The organism is Peribacillus sp. NPDC101480, from assembly GCF_050277335.1.
Taxonomy (GTDB): Bacteria; Bacillota; Bacilli; order Bacillales; family DSM-1321; genus Peribacillus.
Genome location: NZ_JBNNSB010000006.1, coordinates 250,387 through 273,035, shown reverse-complemented (window position 1 = coordinate 273,035; position 22,649 = coordinate 250,387). Strand labels below are relative to the sequence as shown.

The following is a 22,649-nucleotide window of genomic DNA, read 5'->3' as shown; positions in this document are numbered from 1 at the left end:
TGTTCATATATCACAAAAAAGCAGCCGGGATAATAACCCCCGGCTGCTTTTTGGATAACGCTTACATTTTACTTTTACTTCGCTTTTTGTATGGAAGTCACATTCGTATCTTTCAAAATAGTTGGTACATCCAATGCTTAACAAAATCTGCTAACTGGCGTTGGAATCGTAATGCTCCTTTGTTATGATGAAGGTAACCCGTTCTATTTCAAGAAATAATATCCTTTAGGAGAACATCATGAAAAAAAAGAAAACTACCATATCAGATGTTGCTGAGAAGGCCGGTGTTTCCAAAAGTACGGTTTCTCAATATATTAACCAACGTTTTCGTTATATGAGTGCTGAAACAAAAAACAGAATCGAGCAAGTCATCCAAGAACTTGATTTTCGCCCCAATGATAATGCCAGGAATTTAAAAGTGAAAAAAACAAAAGTGATAGGCATACTCGTAGCTAATATTTTACATACTTTATCCACCGAAATCATTCGTACCGTAGAAGAACAGCTTCAGCAGCATGGCATGAAGGTATTCATATGTGACTCAGCCGATGATCCAGAGAAAGAAAAAGAATACCTTGATTTGCTGGTTTCCACGCAAGTAGATGGAATCATCATTTTTCCGGTAGGAAATGATTTTAAAGTCTATAATTACTTGATCGATCATTCAATTCCAATGGTTTTCGTTGATCGATTAGTAGATGGAGTTACATCCGATTCCGTTCTTTTGGACAATCATGCTGCAATCTTTTTAGCTGTTTCCATGCTGGCTGAAAAAGGACACGAAAATATTGCTTTTTTAACCTTACCGATTGATATCCCGATCACACCAAGATTGGAAAGAATCGAAGGATTCAAAAAAGCGATGGCATCTCATAAATTGGAAGTCAGGGAGGATGATATTCATTCTTTACCAAGAAATCGAATTCAAGAAAAATTGGCCCAGATATTCGATGCAGAAAAACCTCCAACAGCCATTGTGGCAGGAAATGATTTAGTGTTACGTGAAATCCTTAGCTATTTGAAAAAGCAAAAAATCTCGATTCCTGGGGAAGTGGCCATTGTCAGCATTGATGATGTCGCTTATACGGAGTTTTATGAACCATCCATCACAACTATCGGACAACCCATACAGCAAATGGGAATTAAAACAGCAGAGTTATTATTGAACCGGATAACCAATTCGGATCAGACTCCGTACATTACTTACCGGTTTGCCCCTGAACTAATTGTTCGGAGTTCATGCTAATCGCCCATAAAAAAACGGCAGTTTAAATTGACTGCCGTTACCTCTTGTCCTAAGAAAAGCTAACCTTTGGTGTTTCATTTTCTTTCAGTTAAGAAACATTGTAAGAAGAACTATCATCTTGCTGACTCTATGACATTTTGGATAAATGGAGCTTTTTCTTTCGTGTACCCCACTATATCCCCAGGATGCTTTTGAGCTAAGGATAATTTTAATTCCTGATATTGTTTCCTTACGTCAGGATGATTTCTTAGATAGTCCCTAAACGAAAGTTGATTCTTCCACTGTTCACTTCCGAATCTATAGATATGCAAATGATGTGTCCCCGCTCTCCATTGGCCTTTTCTAAAAAAACGCCTTTCGGGAAATTCCTGATGCGGGACAAATTCATATCCAATCGATTTCAAGGGCTCAATGAATGTGTCTGCTACATCTAAATGCCGGACGCCAACCATGATGTCCAAAATCGGTTTTGCCCCCAACCCTATGACAGATGTACTTCCAATATGCTCAACACAAAGGCAAGAGTTCTTTAAAACCCCCATTATCCTCGCTTTTTCCTGTTGAAATTCATTAACCCAATCAGGGTTATAATCCTCGATTTTTACTGTTTTCTCCATATAATCACTCAACTTTTCAGGTAAAAGATATTATCAGCCATTATTTCTCATCACGTGACCATTTGACGATCGGATCTTGCGTACTCGGCTCATAGTAAGTTCCGACATACACCTTTTCTTTCCCGGTTATTTTATTCGTTCGGATGACTGTATATCTTCCTTTATCATAATTTTTGGTAAGATAATATTTCCGGTAAGAAAACCCTTTTTCGGGGCCGGTTAATTTCTCTTTAGTTTTATACGCTTCCGGCTTGTTCAAGCTCTCTTTCACTACACTTCTAATATTCAGCTGAGTTCCCTCAAGCTTAACATCACTTCGGAAATCGGCGCTCCTTGTCTCGGCTTTCCCTGAAGGCACGGATGCCATTTCGATCGTTTCTTGGGTTTGTTCCGAAAATGATTTTGTGACTCTGTATGAATACAGGATATTCATGGAACTTATATTGTCTTTCATTTTGCCAGCAAATTCAGGCATGGCAAAATTCAATAGAAAGGTGATCGATATACATACGATTAATAAAGTAAGCGAAATTTTCTTCATATTCCCTCTTTCTCAACTATGTATTCTTGTAATCCAACTTGTTCATTTTCCTTTGGAATAATTCCAAATTTAGCGATTAATAGAATGGCAAGAAAACCAAAACAGCAAAAACTAGTATTATCACTTGTAATAAATGAAGCCGGTATAATATGAGATGAGAGTAATGAATTCAAAATATAAGAAAAAAGAAAACCCGAACAGGATAGGCAAATCAGGTAGTTTCCAATCAATACCCTCTTGTAATGAACATACTCCGACTTATTTCCGTTCCTAATACTGACACAATGTCTAAATTGCCTAATGAGGCCGTATGTGAAACCAATAATTAACATGACTGCAATGAGAAAATCAATTATTGCTTCCTCCACTTTTACCCCTCCTTGCCCTAAAAAACTTGTAAAATATTACATTAAACTCATCATATACCATTTATGATAAAATGATAAATATTTCCTACTTTAATATTGGAGTTGTATCATGAAAATTTTTGTGAAAATTGTATTATCGTTATTTATGGTTCTTTATCTATTAATCCTTACAAAGCTCATTTTATTTAAAACCCTCTCGATAACCGAAATGAATGGTCATATTATTTTTACCTTCAATGGCCGATATTGGGGGTCCCATAACTTCATCCCTTTTAAAACCATTTTCCATTACCTGTTCTTAGCGGATGTAAATACATCCATCCGGATTGAGAACATAGCGGGGAATATCATCGGTTTTGTACCATTTGGCTTGATGCTTCCATTAATATCAAAAAGATTTTCCCAACTCAGATCGATCTTGATTGCAACATTCTGTTTTAGCTTCACCTATGAGGTTCTTCAGCTTTTATTTGAATTAGGAAGTTTTGATACCGATGATATGATCCTAAATACTCTTGGCGGGACTATAGGATACCTGCCGATTAAGCTGTTTTACACAGTTTTCAAAAAGAATGGAACCATTCACAGCCAGGCCCAAGGACAGTAATTTGCTGTCCTTCTTTTGTCACAAGTTACTTTCACGCCGCTGCCGAATTATTGACGCGTAGGTTGAAATATCATGTCCTTATTCTTACGTTTAAAGCAAGACAAGGTTTCAATATAAAGGAAAATATACCTAATATTACTGTAGATGCATAAAAAAAAGACCACCAGATTGGTGGTTACAGCCTGTAGACAAATTCAAAGAACAGCAAGAGATGTTTCAGTTGATTTCAGAAATCCGCTGCTGCCAAGCCTCCTCGCCGCGAGCGGCTGCGGTGTCTCGGCTAGCCAGTAATTCGGCAGGAGTGTCGCAAATTTCTCCAATCCAATAAGGATTACAGTAAAAAAACATTAAGTATAATCTAGTCTTGTTTTAAAATTTAGGTAGAACCCCATTTTGTCTACAACCCCAGGCCATCAGATTGGTGGTTATTTCAAATTTTTAAATCCGTATTTTTCAAAGATTTTCATGGAGTCTTCCGTTTGGAGATAATCATAGAATAGCTTGGCTTCCTTATCATGATCCAAGTCATTGATCATTCCGACGGGATATATGATCGGATCGTGTAAATCTGCCTGGGCTGCTGCAATGATTTCAATTTTCGATGAGTTGAGCGCATCCGTTTTATAGACGAGGCCTGCGTCCACGTTTCCCGTTTCCACATATGTAAGCACTTGCCGGACATCCTTTGCATATACCAATCGATCTTCAACCTCTTTAAAGAGGTTCATGTTTTCCAAAGTTTGTTTCGCATATTGCCCTGCCGGTACAGACTCTGGAGTGCCAATCGAAATTTTTTCTGCCTTTGTAAGGTCTTCCAGCGATCCGATTTCCTTTTTGGAATCCTTTGGCACCACCAGCACCAGATCATTGCCGACTAAATCGATTCCGTTTTTCTCTTCAATAAGATCTTCCTCTACTAATTTATCAAATTTATCTTCTGCAGCTGAGAAAAACAGGTCAACAGGCGCGCCTTGGGATATCTGCTGCTGAAGAGCTCCAGAGGCTCCAAAGTTATAATGAACTTCTACATTTGCATTCTCTTTTTCAAAAGACATCTTTATATCATTTAAGGCATCTTGCAAACTTACAGCTGCGGAAACCGTCAATTCCACTTTACCTCCGGCTTGCGCCTTCATTTCCGTTTTTTCCGCTTGATCATTTGAACAACCTGCGATCGCTGCCGCAAGCAGCATAATCGAAAAAATCATAAGGTATGTTTTTTTCAAAGTCACTCTTCTTCCGACCTTTCATTTTAGGTTGGCTGCTAATTCAGCAGCCTTCCGTATTATTCTTTCATTTAGATTCCGAACACCATGCATCTCAGCTATAAAGAAGTTTGGGCTGTCGGGCTAGATAGGAAGGTGTACCATTTTGATTAAGACTAAGGATCAATTTCATGACCTCCACTATTCCCTCAGGTTTCTCCAACTCTATTTCCTTATGATAAGCTTCTATGGATGTGTTCCACTTTTTCATTTTTTTCTGATCCTTCAATATACTCAGCAATTGTTTTTCAAAAGGCTTTTTCTGATTAAGTTTAAATACAAGTCCTTGTTGTTTTAAATATTGCAGATTAATTTCCTCCTGCCCGGGAAGCCTCGAATGAACAAAAATGGGAAGCCTTTTTCGCAATGCTTCGCTAATCGTGACACCGCCCGGTTTCGTAACGATTGCGTCAACTTCTTCATAAAGCTTATTCATTTCAGACCTTGATGAGATATAAGGCAATGGTTTGATATGTGGTAAGTTCCATGTTTCGATTTCTTCATAAAGCTTGCTGTTATTTCCGCATAGGACTAAATAATCAAAGTCGGTTGAGTTCTTTAACTCATCACCTAAGTTCAAAATCCCTCCAAGGCCGCTATTTCCTCCGGATATCAAAATTTTTGGCCGTGCTGTATTTCTTTGGACACGGGCATTTTTAGTGATTTCCTCGTGCACGGGAATGCCAGTGACCATCATCGTTTGTTTTGGTATTTGACGCTTACTCATCAGCTTTTCTTTTACTTCTTGACTAGGAAGAAAATGGGCATCTATCCCTTCGCTTCCCCACACATTATTAATAAAGTAGTCCGTGTACACATTTATAACCGGTGTGCTGCACTTCCCTTTCATCTTTAGCTGACTTAAAAGGTAGGAAGGAAAACCGTGTGTACACACAATTAAATCAGGCTTTTCTTCTGCTATTAATTGTTCCAATTTATTCATGAATAGTTGCTGATACCACTTAAATATCCGTTCCTTTGGCGTGTGCACATAAAACAGATTCTTATAGGCAAGATTATAGGTTTCGGGCGCATAACGGATCCATGTAAGATAACTATTTACAATGATTTTTTCTAGAGAGGTATTGGTATAGCTGATTAGATCGATTTTCTTATAAGTAATCCCATTTGAATGCTTTTTTAACATATCCATTAATGCCTCTGCAACTTGATGATGTCCCGACTGCATTCGAAAGAGAGGTAAAAACAAAATTTTCTTCTTCATATATGTGTCATCTCCTAAGAAATCATTCTGAAAATACAAAATATATAGTTCATGATATCTTCTTCTTATAATAAATTTCCAATTTTATAATAAGGAGCCGACTCAACCTTTGGACATTTGTTTTCTCTTTTTAATGTATTTGATAGAAACATAAAGTGCAAAAATAACTAAAAATACAAGCCCTAAATATGGAACATATTTAGGATTAACATTAAAAGCATCCCCGATATAATAACCGGCCACTATAAAAGGGACGGTCCATAGAATAGTGCCAAATAGGGAAAATAGGAAGTATTTCCGAAAAGGTATAGAAGAGATTCCTGCGAAATATGGACTAATTTGTCTTATTCCCGGAATATAAAATCCAAATACTAAGGTTTTTTGTGCATTATCCGTATAGTTTTTCTTTGCTTTCTCCCAGCGTTCAGTCGTAATCCCAATGAATCTTCCAAATTTATTTATAAATGGATACCCCACATATTTTCCGCATGCATAAGCTGCAAGCATTCCGATAAAGGCGCCGAGAATTGCACACAGCATTGCCAAACCTAGTGAGAGCTTACCTTGTGCTACCAACACCCCAATCAGAAATAGAAGTGATTCTTCAGGAGCAGGCACTCCCACAATGCCGAAGAATAAAAAAAGAAAAATGATCAGGTATCCATATGAATCAATAAAATGTAAAAGCGTATCTATATTCATAATACCCCCAGAATTATTTATAAGTCTTTTAAAGTAATAAAGTAAATTCCTTTTTCCTTACTCTCCTGTAGGTAAATTTTTAACATTTCAATCATATAGCCTGGTGCTTCTTTATCCGCTCCCAATGTTTCACCACAGTCATGAAGCAACAGGATGGAACCTTCTGTCGAAGTGCTTCGCAGTTGATCAAGCAAAGTATTCCTGCAATTTTCGACTTTCCAATCCCCGAAGATGCCGGACCACATCACCACTCTATATTTCTTACTGAAAAGTGGTGTGAACAAATTAAAATGGCCCCATGGCGGTCTATAAAAAACAACCTTTTCATTTGTAACTTCATTTATCGCCTTTTCAGTCATTTCCAACTGTTTCCGTAAATGGATTGGTGATAGCACCCAGCTTGAAACATGATGATAATGGTGGATCCCTATAGTATGTCCCTCTTCATGCATTCTTTTAATAATCTCAGGATTTCTTTTCACCTTACTGCCAACAACAAAAAATGTGGCCTTTATCTTATACTCTTTTAAAAGATCAAGTAATTCTATTGTATATTCTGGGTTTGGGCCATCATCGAAAGTTAGCGCAATCCCATTATTCAAATTGATATTTTTTGTTATTCCCAGACTGCATACACGAATAAGCACCGTTGGGATAATAGTATAAAATATTAATAGCAATAATAAAATAATAAAACTAATCAGCCATATATGCATCACACAAAACTATCCTCTCATTATTGATATTACCAATAGTGATTCTTTCCCTATATCATATTCATTTACCACAATGCAGCAAATTTTATTGTATTCAGGTAATTCATTAAAAAAACCTCTTCTTACAATTTAGCATTTTTTTTTCATTATTTTCACTTATCAATCATTTTTTTATTTTTGTAAAATTTTACTGACCACTAGCCTGCTTACTGCAAAGTAATAAAACACCTATAAAGAAATTAGAATTAGAGCAGTTTGCCTGCATTTTTTTCATTTAAAAACGTTCGAGTTGTTATCATCCGGAGCATTTTTTGCCGTTCACGATTTTTTCATCCATCAACGCTCATTTTGCGGCCGTCCACGCACCTTATTCGACCGTTCTCGGATTTATTCGACCTTCCTAACTCTTTATTCGACCGTTCTCGAATTTATTCGACCCTCCATGCACTTTTTCCGACCCCAATTGGGTCTTCTTTTGCCGACAAACTGAAAAAAACACCCTAAGGGTGTTTTTTTATATCCATATTGTTTTCCAATAATCCTCTTTATCAAAGTGCACATTCTTCAATTTCGAATCCCAGGTCTTCGATGATTCCCCAATCTGCTGTGGGTTCTTGACCAGCTGTCGTTAAATAATCGCCGACGAAGATGGAATTGGCTGCATAAAGTGCCATGGGCTGCATGGAACGGAGATTGACCTCACGACCGCCGGCCAGACGGATTTCTTTACTCGGATTAACGAATCTCATCATCGAAATCAATTTCAGGCATTTAGTAGGGGTCAACTCGGAAGTTCCCTCAAGCGGCGTTCCGTCAATTGCATTGAGAAAATTACAAGGAATGGAATCTGCATCAAGGCTGCGTAGGGATAGTGCGATTTCCACCGCTTCCGACTCAGATTCCCCCATACCGAAAATGGCACCAGAACATGGGGACATTCCGGCTTCTTTTACAGCTTCGACTGTATCTACCCGGTCTTCATATGTATGTGTCGATGTAATTTTACTGTAGTTTTCCTGTGATGTATTCAAATTGTGGTTGTAGCGATGAACGCCTGCTTCCGCAAGTTTGCCAGCATGTTCCTCATTCAGGAAACCTAAACAACAGCAGATTTTAAGATCCGTCGTTTCGCGGATTTCCTTTACTGCTTCAATGACATGATCGATTTCCCTGTTGGTCGGACGACGGCCGGACGCAACGATGCAGTAAGTACCCGCTTTGCGACGAATTGATTCTTGCGCTCCCTCGACAATCTTTTCTTTCGTCAACCAAGCATATTTATCGATTGGGGCTTCCGATACGATCGACTGCGAGCAGTAGCCGCAATCTTCGGGACATAATCCTGATTTCGTATTGATGATCATATTCAATTTAACTTTTTTCCCATAATGATGCTTGCGTATGAGGTAGGCCGCATTCAAAATTTCCAAAACCTCTTCGTCTGGGGCTTGTACGATGGATAATGCCTCTTCCTCCGTCACTTTATATCCTTTGATAACGTTCTCCGCTAACCTCTTCCAGTCCCTTAACATTGTTTCCAAACCTATCCCTCTTTTCTTTATTGTGTGCCGAATCGCTGGTTTATGGATTCCTTGACTATGCAATTCCTAGAAAAGGAGCATAACCCGGTCTGGTAAATAAAGACCAACTGCCTGCAATATCTACCTGATGCTCCAACCGCGAATGCCTCCATCTCCAATCCACTTTCCCTTCAAACCAAGTAGTCGCATGTGCACCATCCAACCACAATGGGCAGCACTTAACATTTAGCAGTATCAATACTGCCTGGCGATTTAGGTAAATTTGTTAACCTTAAATATTTTAAGTTAACATATCGATAGAATAATAACATACTAACAAAATATTATTCAATGGTCTTTTTTCAATATTTTCCTAGTCTCTCCTTTAAATCCCGATAAAGATGGCTTTTTATATGTTAACTAAAAAATAAATTAGTTGACATATAAAATAGAAATCAGGCAAACTAATAGTGGGCATTTTGCCAGCACTTTCAAAAAAGGAGGTTAAAAACTTGAAAGCAAGGACGATTTCCTATGTGGCCCTTTTTACCGCGTTAACTGCCATTGGCGCCTTTATTAAGATACCTATACCTTACATACCATTCACACTGCAAATTCTGGCAGTCTATTTGGCAGGCGCATTATTGGGGCCCCGGCTTGGAATGCTCAGTCAGTTATGCTACGTCTTGATCGGACTTATCGGAGTGCCCGTGTTTGCTGAAGGCGGGGGATTCGGCTATATTTTCAAACCTACATTCGGCTATTTGCTCGGATATATACTGGGAGCCTATGTAAATGGATGGCTGATCAACCGGTTTTCCCTCTCCACGATTCGTTCCATATTCTTTGCTAATGCCGCCTCTTTGCTGACAGTTTACCTTTTTGGCTGCATCTGGCTGTATGGTGCAATGAAGTGGATTGTTGAAACGCCGCTTACCATCAACCAGACGATTCTTTACGGCTTCTTGTTACCTGTACCCGGTGATCTTATGCTATGCATTCTATGTGCTGTCATCATTCAACAAGTACGTCCGCGCATTGCAAGATATATAAACGTAAAGGAGCTGAATCATCCATGGGCCAAGCCTACTTTATAACCGGAACTGGCACGGATATTGGAAAGACCATCGTCACGAGTGCACTCTATCTGTCTCTTCAAACATTGGGAAAAAGCGTCACGATATTCAAGCCATTCCAAACTGGAATCAATGAAGAAAATCATACATACCCGGATATATCTTGGTTTGAGCAGGAACTCGGTGTAAAGGATTCAGGGTTTTACACACTGAAACCGGAAACCTCCCCACATTTGGCGATTAAATTAACCGGTAGTCTTATCGATGAGAAGAAAGTCGTGGAAAGGGTTCACGAACTTGAGGAAATGTATGACATCGTATTAGTAGAGGGCGCTGGCGGATTGGCTGTGCCGCTTATTGAACGAACGGAAGGTTTCTATATGACGGCGGATTTCATAAAGGATTGCGGCATGCCTGTCCTCTTCGTATCCACAAGCGGTTTAGGGGCGATTCATGATGTCGTGACCACCCATTCTTATGCCCAAGTCCATGATATAAACGTGAAAACCATTTTGTATAATCATTTCCGGCCGGAAGATCGGATTCATCAAGACAATATCGAAACCATTGAAAAGCTGACTGGGCTGAATGGCCTCGCCTGCATCCCAACACTGGCCGATGTTAGAAAAGACTTGAGAATCTGTATCCTTGATTTACTTAGTGATCAAGATTATACCCACCAACTGAAAGAGGTGTTCAAAGCATGAACAGTCAGGATTTAGAACAATGGGATAAGGAATATGTATGGCATCCGTTCACACAAATGAAAACGTATCGGGAAAGCAAACCGCTGATCATTGAGCGCGGCGAAGGCAGCTACCTGATTGATGTGGATGGCAAACGCTACCTCGACGGCTATGCTTCATTATGGGTGAACGTGCACGGGCATAACGAGCCGGAATTAAACGGCGCCCTAATTGAACAAGTGAATAAAGTCGCGCACTCCACGCTGCTGGGATCTGCGAATGTACCATCGATTCTACTGGCAAAAAAACTGGCCGAGATCACTCCTGGTTCTTTATCGAAAGTCTTCTACTCTGACACGGGATCTGCCGCTGTTGAAATCGCCCTTAAAGTCGCATATCAATATTGGCAAAATATCGATCCCGTCAAGCATCAGAATAAAAACAAATTCGTCTCACTTGACGAAGCATACCATGGCGATACTGTCGGAGCTGTGAGTGTGGGCGGAATGGATTTATACCATAGAATCTTTAAGCCCCTCTTATTTCAACGGATTTCCGCCCCTTCACCATATGCCTATCACATGAATGAGTATGGAGATCAAGAAGCCGTGAAAAACCATTGCTTGACGGAACTGGAGCAGTTACTGGAGAAACAATCAGAGGAAATTGCAGGATTGATCATCGAGCCTCTTGTGCAGGGAGCAGCAGGCATCATAACCCATCCCCAAGGCTTTTTGAAAGAGGTCGAACAATTATGCAAAAAGTACAATATCCTCTTAATTTGTGACGAGGTGGCCGTAGGATTCGGTCGCACCGGTACAATGTTTGCCTGCGAACAGGAGGATGTCGTCCCTGATATCATGTGTATGGGTAAAGGGATCACTGGGGGATATATGCCACTCGCAGCAACCATCATGACCGAGCAGATCTTTCATTCCTTTTTGGGGGAAAGAGAAGAACATAAAACCTTCTATCACGGCCACACCTATACAGGAAATCAGCTAGCCTGTGCACTGGCCCTGAAGAATATCGAGCTAATGGAAAGCCGTAATCTCATTAAAGACATCCAGAAAAAATCTAAATATCTATCACAAAGACTGCAAACGCTATACGAACTCCCGATAGTCGGCGATATCCGCCAGCGCGGCTTCATGATTGGAGTGGAAATCGTTAAAGACCGCCAAACAAAAGAAACGTTCACCCTCCAAGAGAATGTCGTTTCCGGAATCATCCATACAGCACGGGAAAATGGCCTGATCATTCGGGAACTTGGTCCAGTCATCACGATGATGCCGATCCTTTCCATGTCAGAAAAGGAACTCGATTTCATGGTCCAAACCGTCTACCGTGCCATTAAGGAAGTCTCCATTCATAAAGGATTGATTCCAGCAGCTAACTGATACACAAAGAACCGGAAGAGCAGAGCTCATCCGGTTCCTTCTATACTTTGTAGGGACTTCGTGAAGAAAGATCAAAGATATTGGACATATACCCAAGAAATCAAACATCTTGGCAATCAAGAAGAGGCAGCTGTTGAACCTGAGGAAGTTTTATATCCTTATGTTTAAACAGCTTTTTAAGCGCAGCTATTGATCATCTCATGGAATCAGCACCCTCGATGTGATGCCCTTTTTTTCGATTGATTTTGGATGATTTCACCTATTCAAAGGGATTTCCAGCAGCATCACGAGACTTCTGCGGGAAAAACGCGTCCAAGGAAGACCCGCAGGCGCAAGAGCGCTGGGGGCGGACCCCGCGGAAAAGCGAGTGCCTGGAGGGAACGTTCGAATTTTACTACTCCTCAAAAAAGCTGCAGTCCTATAGCTAATGTTGCGCTTTGTAATTTACCTCCCGGGAATCCAACTTGCTTAAACCCACTATTACCTTTACGTTCGACTTTTTAATTTTCCTCCCTCACACATCGAAGAAGGTGGCCAACCCAGGCTGTCTTTTTCATTTTTTAAATAAATAAGGCACACCACAGAATCCGATATCTGAATAATTAATTTGTGCCTAGAAACTCTCTGAGGATTATTGCTTGTGAGCGAGGATTCATGCCTTGAATTTGAACCGATAATTTGGAAATACGACAACTAGGGTGCTATGCACGAACCAGTTTAGATCGTGTCTGGCACCTTAGCCATGTATGTTCACCACTTACCATGTTTATGTAATAAATCCTTGGCACTTTCAGATAAAAAATGAGCGGCTTTAATAATGGATTTTTCATCAACAGTAAAAGCTGGATGATGCCAGTCTTCGTTTCCGTTTGTACCAAAAAAGGCAAAGGTACCGGGGATATGTTGAAGGTAATAAGCGAAATCTTCACCACCCATTGAAGGCTCTGGATTGATTACGTGTAATGATTGCTGCCGAGCAGACACGCGTACCATCTCTGTGACAGCTGGATGATTAAGAAGCGCGGGGGGACCAGGAAACCAACCAATCGCAGCTTCCTGTGAAAAAGCAGCTGCAATATGATTCACAATCGAATAAAACTTTTCTTTTACTTCTTCGCGGATTTCAGCATTAAAGGTTCGAATCGTTCCTTCCAATATGACGTCACCCGGAATTACATTCCAAGTGTTTCCACCTGTTATTCTCGTAACACTCACCACAGCACAATCTAATGGGGATACACTCCGGCTGACGATAGTTTGAAGAGCGGTAATAAGCTGAGCCGCTGCCGCTATTGGATCTTTTCCGTTTTGAGGGATGGCCGCGTGGCTCCCCTTCCCTTTTAGCACAATATGAAAACGGTCCACTGCCGCCATTAACGGACCTTCTTTTATCCCGATGGTGCCGACAGGCAAATTGGGTTTATTGTGCAGGCCAATTACAGCCGCTACATCGTCAATTTGACCATCTTTTATCACATGAACCGCACCGCCACCTAATTCTTCTGCGGGTTGAAAAAGCAATCGCACTGTCCCGTACAACTCTGATTGACATTCTTTTAAAAGGTAGGCAGCTCCTATTACAGCTGCCGTATGAAAATCATGGCCGCACGCATGCATCACTCCTTTTACTTTCGAAGCAAACGGAAGCCCAGTTTGTTCCTCAACCGGAAGCGCATCGATATCCGCCCTTATGGCTACTGTCGGTCCGGTTTTGCCACCCTTTATATCTGCAAAAACACCTGTTTTCAATCCTGTATTCCGTATTTCAATGCCCTCTTCCTCGAGCCAATTTTGAATTGATTTTGTCGTTTCAAATTCTTCATTTGATAACTCCGGATATTGATGTAAATGGCGCCTTATCGATATTAAGCGCTTTTCCAGCTCTCGACTCATACAGACGCCTCCTTCTATAAATCTAAGCGATAGCATTTTACTAAAATATCATGATTTTGAAATTCTTTCGTTCGATCCCGTTTAAAGCCAAACCATTCGTATAGTTTTATGGCTTTATGCATCTTATCAGTAGAATGTAAATACAAACTGGACGCACCTTGCGATTTTGCATAAATTACACTTGCTTTTAATAATTCCTGTGCGATACCGCGTCCCCTTGATTCGGGATGAACGGCCAACAACCGAATGATTGGTGAAAGGATCCCAAGTTCCGGCTTTTCATATGCTTTTTCAGATGACTGAAAAAGCTGTAATGTACCAAGGATATCCTGATTGCACTTTGCAACCAACACCTTATCAACATGTGGATTATCCACGGAAGATTGAATATTTTTTAAATATCCCTCCCAAGCTTCCGGGTTCGAATATTCATGTTCATATTGTTGATAACTTTCTACCAATAAACGGCGCACCGTCTCTTTATCTTCTTCAATCAATTCATCGACTACGATTGTATTAATCATACGTCCTCCTTGGCCCCTTTCTTTAATTGGCCTTTTCTTTTAATAACGATAAGGAATAATCTCTTGATATCCGGTTTAAAAATTGTCGTGTTCGTTCTTCCTTTGGAGCATTGAAAATCTCCAATGGTGACCCTTCTTCAACAATGACCCCGCCATCCATGAAAAGAATGCGATCCGATATCTCTTTAGCAAAACTCATTTCATGGGTTACAATCACCATCGTGATGCCCTCCTGTGCAATTGCTTTTATGACAGAAAGCACCTCCCCAACCAACTCAGGGTCGAGTGCCGACGTTGGCTCGTCAAATAGAATGACCTCCGGATTTAAAGCAAGTGCCCTGGCAATTCCAACACGTTGCTGTTGACCTCCTGATAATTGCGAAGGGAAATAGTTATGCTTATCTCCCAAACCTACTTTTTCCAATAACAGCTTGCTTTCCCGAATTGCATCAGCTTTCTTATATTTTTTTGTAACAATTAACCCTTCCATTACATTTTCCAAAACAGTTTTATGAGCAAATAAGTTATAATGCTGAAAAACCATCGCCGATTGTCTTCTAAGGGACAAGATTTCCCTTTTAGTCGCCTTCTTAGACTTCACCTGTATATCTCCTACTTGAACGATTCCCTCATCTGGTTTCTCCAGAAAATTCAAGCATCTAAGCAGGGTGGTTTTCCCAGATCCACTTGGTCCAAGAATGGTAACTACTTCTCCCTTGCCTATTTTCAAATTAATTCCTTTTAAAACTGGCTGCTGGTTAAATGATTTTTTTATATCTTTTAAATAAATCATTGTACTCCTCCTCGATTATAGGCAGTGGCCTTTTTCTCAATTAAAAACGAAAGCCCCTCTGCAATGATTGTGAGACCCCAATAAATTAAACCAGCAGCGATAAAAGACTCCAAAAATTTCAAATTGGTGGATGCAACAATATTGGCTGCTCCTGTCATTTCTTTTTGCGATACAATGAATGCAACCGATGACGTATGCAGAAATCCAATGAAAATATTCGTGAAATTCGGGATGGACTGAGCAATGGCCTGTGGCAAAACAATTCGCGTCATGGCTTGAAACGAATTCATACCCACGGAATAGGCTGCCTCCATTTGGCCATTGGAGACACTGATAATTCCCGATCTGAATATTTCTGATAAATAAGCACCCGCACTCAACGATAAGGCGGTTAAGACAAATAAAATAATCGGAATGGAATTAGATTGTATACCCAAATCAAATTTCTTAGAAATTTGATCGATTAATAATGGAAAACCGAAATAAATGAGCATTATGTGCATGATAATCGGTGTTCCTCTAAAGAAGGAAACATAACCATTTGCAACTCTACATAGAAATTTCACTTTATATATCCTAATCAAGGCAACAGCGAGACCGATAATAAAACCTGCAAGAAGAGGAAGCATCGTTAAGATAAGTGTGATCGGAAGTGCTTTAATAATCTCCTTAAAAGCAGTCCCAATAAATAGAATATCAATCGTCAAGTCCTTCCCTCCTCCCTTTGTTATCCAGTAACAGACACATCAACAGTTTGATGCCGATTAATGCGGTTTTCATAAAGTCTGAATATTTCCTCAAACAATAGCACGACTGCATAATAGATAACAGCTAATGAGAGATAGACTTCGAGAGCATGTGCAGTTGCAGCAATTAATGTCTCTCCCCTACCCATCATATCCATTACGCCGATGGTAAAGGCAAGTGAGGTATCCTTCAAGGATCCGATAATAGAGTTTGCGATATTCGGAAAAGCAATCCGTATTGCCTGGGGAAGCACAATTCGAAAAAAACTTTGACTATTATTCATACCAACAGAATAGGCTGCTTCCGTTTGCCCATAATCGACAGCCTTAATCGCTCCACGGAATATTTCTGCGAAATGCGCCCCATTACTTAATGCATAAGTAATAATGACAAAATACAGAGCATCCATTCTTGAAATATCAATATTAATGAATAAAAGGATTGCAGGCAGTCCATAAAAAACTAGAAACAATTGTATTAAAATAGGCGTTCCCCGAATGAATGAAATATACAAAATGATAAATTGATTCAAAACAGGGATACGAAATAATCTCAGGATGGCTGCCGCTATCCCGATGACCATTCCTAATAAAACGGATGCCGCCAGAATTTGCAATGTTACTCCAAGATAATATATTAACGTCGGAATGAAATCGACGATTAATGAAGGATCAAATGCTTTCCCCATGCTTTAGCACCTCCACGCTTACTACTATCTAATTAAAATCCTACTGAATAGTCTGCACCCAGCCACTTTTTACTTAGTTCGCTAACTACCCCATCTTTTTTCAGCTCCACAAGTGCTTCATCAATTCTCTTCTGTAAAGGCGTTTCGTCTTTTCTTAGCAAAAAGTATACTTTTGAATTAAGAAGTGGCTCACCCACAACCTTTTGCTGTGCATCTGCTTGTTTATTTAAGAAGTCGACTGCAAATGGTGTAGTAATGGTAGCATCCGCCCGACCAGTTTTGATTTGATTCTTCGTATCATCTACGCCTTGGCCAGAATAGACAATTTCAATACCGGCATTATTTTCTTTATTATACTTTTCAAGAAATACAGCAGAATTGCTCGTTGCACTCACTATCGCTTTTTTTCCTTTTAGATCTTTAATGGAGTGAATATCATTGTTGTCCTGATGAACTGTAACTTGAAGGGGAAAGACATTATATGGTTCTTTATTAAATAGAAATTTTTCTTTTCGTTCATCATTCACCTCCATTTGGTGAGCTACAAAATCTATTTTGTTCGTTTCTAAACTTAATAATAGATTAGAAAATTCCATCGTTTTAAATTCAAATTCATATTCAGGCAGCTTTTCATCGATTTGCCGAACCAACTCGACATCATAACCTGTCAGCTTACCATTACTATCCAAAAAGCAAATATTCGGGAATTGCGTCCCTGTTCCGACAATGATTTTCTGAACTTTTTTATTTTTTGAACTTCCAGAACTTGATTTAGCAGTACTCGTTGTTTCTTTCGAAGAGCAAGCTCCCAAAAAAGTAAGTAGCAGTGCCATAACAATTAATAATGTTTTTTTCATCTCAAATTCCCCCGACGTTTTTAATTACTAACAATTGGTTCTTTTTTTTCAATAATGCGATACAGCGTTTCATCTAGAATTTTACGAAGATACACAATTTTTTCTCCATCGTGATCTCGTTCAGCAAAAATCTCATAGCCTCTTCTTTCATAAATGGAAACAAGCCAAGGATGACGATCAGCTGTCGCCAAATAGACGGCCGGCGCTTTCACCTGTTCCCGAAGTGCATTTTCTTCCACCCAGGTTAACAAAGTTGAGCCAAAACCTTTTTGTTTGTATAGGGGGTCGACTGCAAACCACCAAATGAATGGGTACGGACTGAAATGATCAGGATCATTCCATGGATGACGAACTGTCACAGTGGAAACAATTTGACCCTCCTGTTCTAAAACATAAGTGAGATTCCGCCTAATATTATTCGTCACTAGCTGCAAATCAGCTGTCGCAGCCAGAAAGTTAATATTCAATTCTCTAATTGGTTCATAAGCCCGAAGTGTGACGTTTAGCACTTCTGGAGCATCCTTTACAGTAGCAAGACGGATTAGCTGTGTCATGACTAACTCCCCATTTCTATAACATATTATTTACACAAGAATAGTCGGATTAATATCTGCAATTTCCCATTAAATCACTCGCTCTAGCTCTATTTCATAATGTTCTTAGTCATCTTTTTAAGTCCGTTAAATTTTGTTATTGTAAGCGTTCGAGTACTTTTTCAAGATAAGGTATGCCAATTTCCGTAACACTCTCATATACGTTGCCTCTCCCAATTTCAATAATAGGCACATACCGAACACCATATTTGATTTCTAAAATATCTCGCCGTTCATCATGATTGGTAACATCCACCGTTTGATAAGAGATCTCCTTTTCTTTTAAGTATTGTTTAACCTCTTCGCAATAGTGACATCCTTGTTTTGACCAAACGACGACAGATAACGCTTCTCCCATTTCTTATTCCTCCTTCAATTTTTAAAATAATTCTTCAATTATTGATTAATGCTTTCCTTCGCATAACGATTTTCCGGGAATGGAAGCCCCAAGTTGCCTCTTAATGTTTCTGCTTCATATTCAGTACGATATATTCCCCTTTTTTGCAGGATAGGAATCACATAAGATACAAAGTCACTTAAAGCATTTGGAACACTTGAAGCAAAGATAAATCCGTCCGCGCCCTTCTCTTCGAACCATTGCTGAATCAAATCCGCCACTTTCTCTGGAGTTCCAATAAAAGTAGTCCGGGGGGTAGTCTCTTTAAGTGCTACCTGACGGAGCGTTAACTGTTTCTCCTTGGCTTCCTGTTTAATTCGATCAGTTGTACTTCGGAAACTGTTTTTTCCGATGTCTCCAAGATCAGGGAAAGGTGCATCCAGTTCATATTGGGAAAAATCATGATGATCGAAGTATCGTCCCAAATAGTCAAGCGCCTTATCTATAGAAACCAGGTTAGCAAGTTCTTGATATTTGTGCTCTGCCTCTTCCACAGTTGCACCAATGATTGGCGCGATACCCGGCAAAATAACAATTTCATCAGGGTGTCTCCCGAATGCAATAGCCCTGTTTTTTACATCATGATAAAATATCTTGGCATCTTCCAAAGTTGGTTGACCTGTAAAGATTGCATCCGCTTCTTTAGCCGCAAGATTTTTTCCAGCTTCTGATGAACCTGCTTGAAAAACGACAGGTCTCCCCTGTTTAGATCTAGCAATGTTGAGTGGTCCTTGCACCGAGAAAAATTCTCCTTTATGTTTTAATTGATGCATTTTAGAAGGATCAAAAAACTCACCGGATTTTTTATCCCGAGTAAACGCGTCATCCTCCCATGAATCCCAAAGTCCTTTGGTAACTTGTATATATTCTGATGCTATCCGATAGCGTTTGGCATGATCAGGGTGTTCTTCAATCGTTTTGTTATAGTTCAAGGCCGTACTCTCAAGAGGAGTAGTAACAAGGTTCCATCCGCCACGACCTTGACTAATGTGATCAAGTGAAGCAAATTGCCGGGCGACAGTAAATGGCTCACTGTATGAGGTGGAAACTGTTCCGACTAGCCCTATTCTTGATGTGAAAGCAGCGAGTGCGGATAAAATGGTAAGTGGTTCAAAACGATTTAAAAAATGCGGAATTGACTTCTCATTGATAAACAATCCGTCAGCAATGAAAAGTAAATCGAACATTCCCTCTTCAGCCTTCTGGGCCTGCTCCTTATAAAATTCAAGACTAACACTGGCATCTGCCTGAATATCAGGATGTCTCCAACCAGATATACTCCCTCCAACTCCGTGAATAAGCGCTCCAAATTTCAACTTTCTCTGCTCAGACATAGATACTCCTCCTTTAATTAATCGGTATTTAGCTTTGCTGATATCTAGCATCTTGCCTATTTATTGAAGACTTTTTAATTTTGGCTCGTAACGTGTTTCTGTTCAGATAAGGCTAATTGAAGTGGACTCAACAATCGGAAAGATCTTAACCTTTCTGCTTCCTTTAAAATCGGCGAATGTAGGATGAACTCATCTACCCCATATTTTTCATGTAAATTTGTTAATACCTCTTTTACATATGAGGGAGTTCCGGCAATAATATTGGAATCCTGTTCTTCAATTTCGTAAGACTCCCCAGATTGTTTCCCAAATAACTCTGCTTGCACCAGTGTTTGGACCGTAACAGAACGACCGCTTTTAAGATGTACTTTCACAATCTTCTGATCACCTGTTAACTGTTCTGCTTCTTGTTGTGAAGGAGCAGCAATCACTGAAACCGATACCTTAAAGCTCCCAGTTGGAAAGTTACTTTGGTAAATGCGTGAAGCATCTTCGAGTACAGTCTCATTACTATTGATAAATCGGGCAAATACATAAGCTATACCAATATCGGCTGCTAGCCTGGCACTGTCAGCACTTGCACCAAGCAGAAACATCTTTGGCTTTTTTGAAGGGAGTGGTGTCGCTTGAATGCCTGCAAGCGGGTGAGTTTCATTAACTGAATTTTCGATTATTTCTTGCAAGAAAGATAGCCGCTCTTCGAAATCTTTTCCATCATTCACAGTTCCAAACTGTAGTGCCTTCGTTGATAAGGGGAGACCACCTGGTGCCTTTCCGATGCCAAGGTCTACCCTGCCTGGCGAAAGATTTGATAACACGTGAAAGTTTTCCGCCACTTTATATGGACTATAATGCTGAAGCATAACACCTCCGGACCCTACCCGAATCGATTTTGTTTGGGCTAATAAATAAGAAATCAATACTTCCGGGGAGGACCCCGCTAACTGTTCGGCATGATGATGTTCCGATACCCAGAAACGAGTATAACCCCACTCTTCTGCATGTCTAGCCAGATTAATGGTTTGCTGTAGTGCATCAAATGCTGAAGCTCCTGGAAATATCGGGCTCTGGTCTAAAATGCCAAGCTTATAACTCATATTCTCTCCTCCGTTTTAATTCAAAGTTTACTTATGCGAATAATTATATTTTGACATATCCTATCACCTAAAACATGCTAATGGCAATAGTTTTACTAATAGAAAAAAATATTGTATTGATAGAAAATATCTATCAATTCGATTGTATCTGTAATTGCTGATGGTTTTTCTCAAATTTCCGAATTGATAAAAGAATGTCTTTCCATAGTAAGGGTGATTCCAACCCGTGATTTAAATGCGTTAGATAGATATGCTGCTTTATCTTGATTAAATGTGACACATCCACTTCAACCAGAGTGCCCTGTTCCAACTCTTTTTTAATACATAAGTACGGTAAAAATCCGATACAGCTTCTGCTAAGAATTAGCGACTTCGCCACTTCCAGGTGATCAACCTGAAACTCAATGCGCGGCTCTACATTAGATACTTCAAAAATTTTATGAACGTGGTTCCAGTCAAATGCACCACACTCAAAAAATACCAACGGCTCCATTGCTAATTCCTGTACTGTTAGCTCAGTTTGAAGTTGAAATGGATGTCCTGGATACACGACTAAACGAATCGAATTATCAAGGGTCTTGTAATTTTGCAAACCACTATGTGTAACATCCTTCATAAATGCTATATCAACCTGTTTCTGAAGCAATTTTTCCACTAATACATCATTTGTTGCTGAAATAAATTTAAAGCGTAAATTGGGGTTTTCCTTTTTCCATAGAGGAAGAGCATATGGAATAAAGTATTGCGATGTAATGATATTAGCCCCTATCGTTATTTCCTCCAGTTCGCTTCCTGTTTTTAACTGCTTTTTCCCCTGGTGAAAGGTCCGAATAATTTGATCCGCAAATGGAATGAAGGCTTTCCCTTTTTCGGTTAAAATTATCCCTCTCCCTTGCCTCTCAAATAGTACTGAATCGAGTTCACTCTCAAGCGTCTTAATTCTTGCCGAAACCGTCGGTTGTGATAAAAACATTGCCTCTGCGGCTTTATGAAAACTATTAAGGTGAACAACATACATAAATGCCTCAATATGATCAATATTCATCTTGCCAACTCCTTTTACCAAAATGAACGCAAAAAGCTCCTGTTCGCTTATCGCGTTCAGGAGCTTTTGGTTGTCCAATCAGCTCATATCTTATAATAATTCTTTCTCCGATTTTAATCTTATAAAACCAATAAGTAAAGTGTAATTTAATTAACTAACAACCAACAAGTCACGATATCTTTATTGCGATCTCATACAACATGATATTAGGAACGTATATTAAATAAAACTAATAAATTCATTCTCTTTCTGCCCGTTTTCAATCCTAAGGGTGTACCTTTTTCATGAATTTGTATTGTCCATAAATTTGGCATCGTTTATTTAAATGGCTTTTTTGCTTGTTTCAAAATTTCCCCAAGCTGCCCATCCTGTCTGCGTCATATATTTTTTCTCCTTATAAAAAAGAAAAGAAAGGTCATCCTAATGGAGTAATTCCAATAATGACATAAGGAGAGAAGCTACATGCCTCAACAACAAATTGATATCAATCAATTAAACCAAGCAAAGGCAAACGTTACCCTAACACAAACCTTACTTTCACAAGCAATTGAAAAATCTTCCTCTGATCCAACTTTGGCACAAGAAGCCATTAAACAAGCAGCTCAAGAAATCGCACAAGCCCAGTCTTCCGTAAATCAGGTTTACAGTGCAGTTCAAGCTCAGCAAGCAGAATGATAAAATGAAAATAAAAGAGGCCTATCCCAATTGAGGA

Annotated in this window: 25 protein-coding genes; 6 read left to right on the top strand and 19 right to left on the bottom strand. The window is 39.6% G+C overall.

The genetic code is table 11. The annotated features are described in order from the left end of the window. Positions 1-238: 238 nt before the first annotated feature. Complete coding sequence (locus ACQKMF_RS20535; RefSeq protein WP_101224829.1) at positions 239-1,246, top strand: LacI family DNA-binding transcriptional regulator; 1,008 nt, start codon at positions 239-241, stop codon at positions 1,244-1,246. A 113-nt stretch (positions 1,247-1,359) separates the two neighbouring features. On the opposite strand, the gene ACQKMF_RS20530 is transcribed toward ACQKMF_RS20535, so the two are convergent. Genes ACQKMF_RS20530 through ACQKMF_RS20520 form a run of 3 tightly spaced genes read right to left on the bottom strand, consistent with a single transcriptional unit; the run spans position 1,360 to position 2,772 of the window. Then, positions 1,360-1,863, bottom strand: a complete 504-nt coding sequence (locus ACQKMF_RS20530; RefSeq protein WP_402944296.1) for a GrpB family protein — start codon at positions 1,861-1,863, stop codon at positions 1,360-1,362. A gap of 40 nt (positions 1,864-1,903) precedes the next feature. Continuing rightward, positions 1,904-2,404, bottom strand: a complete 501-nt coding sequence (locus ACQKMF_RS20525) for a hypothetical protein (RefSeq protein WP_427574689.1) — start codon at positions 2,402-2,404, stop codon at positions 1,904-1,906. Then, the gene (locus ACQKMF_RS20520) at positions 2,401-2,772 is read right to left on the bottom strand and encodes a hypothetical protein (protein ID WP_427574687.1); all 372 of its coding nucleotides are present in this window, start codon (positions 2,770-2,772) and stop codon (positions 2,401-2,403) included. Before ACQKMF_RS20520 ends, ACQKMF_RS20525 begins: the two co-directional genes overlap by 4 nt. A gap of 109 nt (positions 2,773-2,881) precedes the next feature. Here ACQKMF_RS20520 and ACQKMF_RS20515 point away from each other — a divergent pair, with 109 nt between their 5' ends. Continuing rightward, positions 2,882-3,379, top strand: coding sequence for a VanZ family protein (locus tag ACQKMF_RS20515; RefSeq protein ID WP_101224831.1), 498 nt, complete (start codon positions 2,882-2,884; stop codon positions 3,377-3,379). A gap of 425 nt (positions 3,380-3,804) precedes the next feature. On the opposite strand, the gene modA is transcribed toward ACQKMF_RS20515, so the two are convergent. The 5 genes from modA to bioB form a co-directional block, all read right to left on the bottom strand. After that, positions 3,805-4,605: a molybdate ABC transporter substrate-binding protein gene (modA, locus tag ACQKMF_RS20510; RefSeq protein WP_101224832.1), complete on the bottom strand. Its 801-nt coding sequence runs from the start codon at positions 4,603-4,605 to the stop codon at positions 3,805-3,807. 94 nt (positions 4,606-4,699) lie between these two features. Then, a complete protein-coding gene (locus ACQKMF_RS20505; RefSeq protein ID WP_260356556.1) occupies positions 4,700-5,869 on the bottom strand; it encodes an MGDG synthase family glycosyltransferase in 1,170 nt (389 codons plus the stop codon). Between the two features lie 102 nt (positions 5,870-5,971). Beyond that, positions 5,972-6,571: a DedA family protein gene (locus ACQKMF_RS20500; protein ID WP_101224834.1), complete on the bottom strand. Its 600-nt coding sequence runs from the start codon at positions 6,569-6,571 to the stop codon at positions 5,972-5,974. A 17-nt stretch (positions 6,572-6,588) separates the two neighbouring features. Beyond that, on the bottom strand, positions 6,589-7,287 hold the full coding sequence (locus ACQKMF_RS20495) for a polysaccharide deacetylase family protein (RefSeq protein WP_427574752.1): 699 nt from the start codon (positions 7,285-7,287) through the stop codon (positions 6,589-6,591). Positions 7,288-7,835: 548 nt separating this feature from the next. Beyond that, positions 7,836-8,819 carry a biotin synthase BioB gene (bioB, locus tag ACQKMF_RS20490; protein ID WP_402944778.1) on the bottom strand — a complete coding sequence of 328 codons (984 nt, stop codon included), beginning with the start codon at positions 8,817-8,819 and terminating at the stop codon, positions 7,836-7,838. Positions 8,820-9,319: 500 nt separating this feature from the next. On the opposite strand from bioB, the gene ACQKMF_RS20485 reads away from it, so the two are divergent. The 3 genes from ACQKMF_RS20485 to bioA are packed head-to-tail and all read left to right on the top strand — an operon-like array spanning position 9,320 to position 11,969. Beyond that, the gene (locus tag ACQKMF_RS20485; protein WP_101224837.1) at positions 9,320-9,904 is read left to right on the top strand and encodes a biotin transporter BioY; all 585 of its coding nucleotides are present in this window, start codon (positions 9,320-9,322) and stop codon (positions 9,902-9,904) included. Then, complete coding sequence (gene bioD, locus ACQKMF_RS20480; RefSeq protein ID WP_101224838.1) at positions 9,883-10,590, top strand: dethiobiotin synthase; 708 nt, start codon at positions 9,883-9,885, stop codon at positions 10,588-10,590. The genes ACQKMF_RS20485 and bioD overlap by 22 nt, the downstream gene beginning before the upstream one ends. Continuing rightward, positions 10,587-11,969, top strand: a complete 1,383-nt coding sequence (gene bioA / locus ACQKMF_RS20475; protein ID WP_427574684.1) for an adenosylmethionine--8-amino-7-oxononanoate transaminase — start codon at positions 10,587-10,589, stop codon at positions 11,967-11,969. The genes bioD and bioA overlap by 4 nt, the downstream gene beginning before the upstream one ends. A gap of 750 nt (positions 11,970-12,719) precedes the next feature. On the opposite strand, the gene ACQKMF_RS20470 is transcribed toward bioA, so the two are convergent. The 11 genes from ACQKMF_RS20470 to ACQKMF_RS20420 form a co-directional block, all read right to left on the bottom strand. After that, positions 12,720-13,862 (bottom strand): amidohydrolase, encoded by a 1,143-nt coding sequence (locus tag ACQKMF_RS20470; protein ID WP_427574682.1) that lies wholly within the window; start codon positions 13,860-13,862, stop codon positions 12,720-12,722. 14 nt (positions 13,863-13,876) lie between these two features. Beyond that, positions 13,877-14,386: a GNAT family N-acetyltransferase gene (locus tag ACQKMF_RS20465; RefSeq protein WP_402944323.1), complete on the bottom strand. Its 510-nt coding sequence runs from the start codon at positions 14,384-14,386 to the stop codon at positions 13,877-13,879. Positions 14,387-14,408: 22 nt separating this feature from the next. Then, positions 14,409-15,179, bottom strand: coding sequence for an amino acid ABC transporter ATP-binding protein (locus ACQKMF_RS20460; RefSeq protein ID WP_402944326.1), 771 nt, complete (start codon positions 15,177-15,179; stop codon positions 14,409-14,411). Beyond that, a complete protein-coding gene (locus tag ACQKMF_RS20455) occupies positions 15,176-15,886 on the bottom strand; it encodes an amino acid ABC transporter permease (RefSeq protein WP_402944329.1) in 711 nt (236 codons plus the stop codon). The genes ACQKMF_RS20460 and ACQKMF_RS20455 overlap by 4 nt, the downstream gene beginning before the upstream one ends. A gap of 20 nt (positions 15,887-15,906) precedes the next feature. Continuing rightward, positions 15,907-16,614 carry an amino acid ABC transporter permease gene (locus ACQKMF_RS20450; protein ID WP_427574679.1) on the bottom strand — a complete coding sequence of 236 codons (708 nt, stop codon included), beginning with the start codon at positions 16,612-16,614 and terminating at the stop codon, positions 15,907-15,909. A gap of 32 nt (positions 16,615-16,646) precedes the next feature. Then, positions 16,647-17,471, bottom strand: a complete 825-nt coding sequence (locus ACQKMF_RS20445) for an amino acid ABC transporter substrate-binding protein (protein ID WP_427574677.1) — start codon at positions 17,469-17,471, stop codon at positions 16,647-16,649. A gap of 20 nt (positions 17,472-17,491) precedes the next feature. Next, positions 17,492-18,025, bottom strand: coding sequence for a GNAT family N-acetyltransferase (locus ACQKMF_RS20440; RefSeq protein ID WP_402944338.1), 534 nt, complete (start codon positions 18,023-18,025; stop codon positions 17,492-17,494). Between the two features lie 136 nt (positions 18,026-18,161). Next, positions 18,162-18,422, bottom strand: coding sequence for a glutaredoxin family protein (locus ACQKMF_RS20435; protein WP_402944341.1), 261 nt, complete (start codon positions 18,420-18,422; stop codon positions 18,162-18,164). 38 nt (positions 18,423-18,460) lie between these two features. Beyond that, entirely contained in the window at positions 18,461-19,795 is a 1,335-nt protein-coding gene (locus ACQKMF_RS20430; protein WP_427574674.1) for an LLM class flavin-dependent oxidoreductase, read from the bottom strand. Between the two features lie 74 nt (positions 19,796-19,869). After that, entirely contained in the window at positions 19,870-20,892 is a 1,023-nt protein-coding gene (locus tag ACQKMF_RS20425; RefSeq protein WP_402944347.1) for an LLM class flavin-dependent oxidoreductase, read from the bottom strand. A 133-nt stretch (positions 20,893-21,025) separates the two neighbouring features. Next, positions 21,026-21,937, bottom strand: coding sequence for a LysR family transcriptional regulator (locus ACQKMF_RS20420; RefSeq protein ID WP_427574672.1), 912 nt, complete (start codon positions 21,935-21,937; stop codon positions 21,026-21,028). Positions 21,938-22,399: 462 nt separating this feature from the next. Between ACQKMF_RS20420 and ACQKMF_RS20415 the strand changes: the two genes are divergently transcribed. After that, positions 22,400-22,612: a hypothetical protein gene (locus ACQKMF_RS20415; protein WP_101224840.1), complete on the top strand. Its 213-nt coding sequence runs from the start codon at positions 22,400-22,402 to the stop codon at positions 22,610-22,612. Positions 22,613-22,649: the final 37 nt, after the last annotated feature.

Coding starts and splice junctions, on each gene's coding strand:
- ACQKMF_RS20535 (WP_101224829.1), top strand. CDS start 239: ATGAAAAAAAAGAAAACTACCATATCAGATGTTGCTGAGAAGGCCGGT.
- ACQKMF_RS20530 (WP_402944296.1), bottom strand. CDS start 1,863: ATGGAGAAAACAGTAAAAATCGAGGATTATAACCCTGATTGGGTTAAT.
- ACQKMF_RS20525 (WP_427574689.1), bottom strand. CDS start 2,404: ATGAAGAAAATTTCGCTTACTTTATTAATCGTATGTATATCGATCACC.
- ACQKMF_RS20515 (WP_101224831.1), top strand. CDS start 2,882: ATGAAAATTTTTGTGAAAATTGTATTATCGTTATTTATGGTTCTTTAT.
- ACQKMF_RS20505 (WP_260356556.1), bottom strand. CDS start 5,869: ATGAAGAAGAAAATTTTGTTTTTACCTCTCTTTCGAATGCAGTCGGGA.
- ACQKMF_RS20500 (WP_101224834.1), bottom strand. CDS start 6,571: ATGAATATAGATACGCTTTTACATTTTATTGATTCATATGGATACCTG.
- ACQKMF_RS20495 (WP_427574752.1), bottom strand. CDS start 7,287: ATGCATATATGGCTGATTAGTTTTATTATTTTATTATTGCTATTAATA.
- bioB (WP_402944778.1), bottom strand. CDS start 8,819: ATGTTAAGGGACTGGAAGAGGTTAGCGGAGAACGTTATCAAAGGATAT.
- bioD (WP_101224838.1), top strand. CDS start 9,883: ATGGGCCAAGCCTACTTTATAACCGGAACTGGCACGGATATTGGAAAG.
- bioA (WP_427574684.1), top strand. CDS start 10,587: ATGAACAGTCAGGATTTAGAACAATGGGATAAGGAATATGTATGGCAT.
- ACQKMF_RS20470 (WP_427574682.1), bottom strand. CDS start 13,862: ATGAGTCGAGAGCTGGAAAAGCGCTTAATATCGATAAGGCGCCATTTA.
- ACQKMF_RS20465 (WP_402944323.1), bottom strand. CDS start 14,386: ATGATTAATACAATCGTAGTCGATGAATTGATTGAAGAAGATAAAGAG.
- ACQKMF_RS20460 (WP_402944326.1), bottom strand. CDS start 15,179: ATGATTTATTTAAAAGATATAAAAAAATCATTTAACCAGCAGCCAGTT.
- ACQKMF_RS20450 (WP_427574679.1), bottom strand. CDS start 16,614: ATGGGGAAAGCATTTGATCCTTCATTAATCGTCGATTTCATTCCGACG.
- ACQKMF_RS20445 (WP_427574677.1), bottom strand. CDS start 17,471: ATGAAAAAAACATTATTAATTGTTATGGCACTGCTACTTACTTTTTTG.
- ACQKMF_RS20440 (WP_402944338.1), bottom strand. CDS start 18,025: ATGACACAGCTAATCCGTCTTGCTACTGTAAAGGATGCTCCAGAAGTG.
- ACQKMF_RS20435 (WP_402944341.1), bottom strand. CDS start 18,422: ATGGGAGAAGCGTTATCTGTCGTCGTTTGGTCAAAACAAGGATGTCAC.
- ACQKMF_RS20430 (WP_427574674.1), bottom strand. CDS start 19,795: ATGTCTGAGCAGAGAAAGTTGAAATTTGGAGCGCTTATTCACGGAGTT.
- ACQKMF_RS20425 (WP_402944347.1), bottom strand. CDS start 20,892: ATGAGTTATAAGCTTGGCATTTTAGACCAGAGCCCGATATTTCCAGGA.
- ACQKMF_RS20420 (WP_427574672.1), bottom strand. CDS start 21,937: ATGAATATTGATCATATTGAGGCATTTATGTATGTTGTTCACCTTAAT.
- ACQKMF_RS20415 (WP_101224840.1), top strand. CDS start 22,400: ATGCCTCAACAACAAATTGATATCAATCAATTAAACCAAGCAAAGGCA.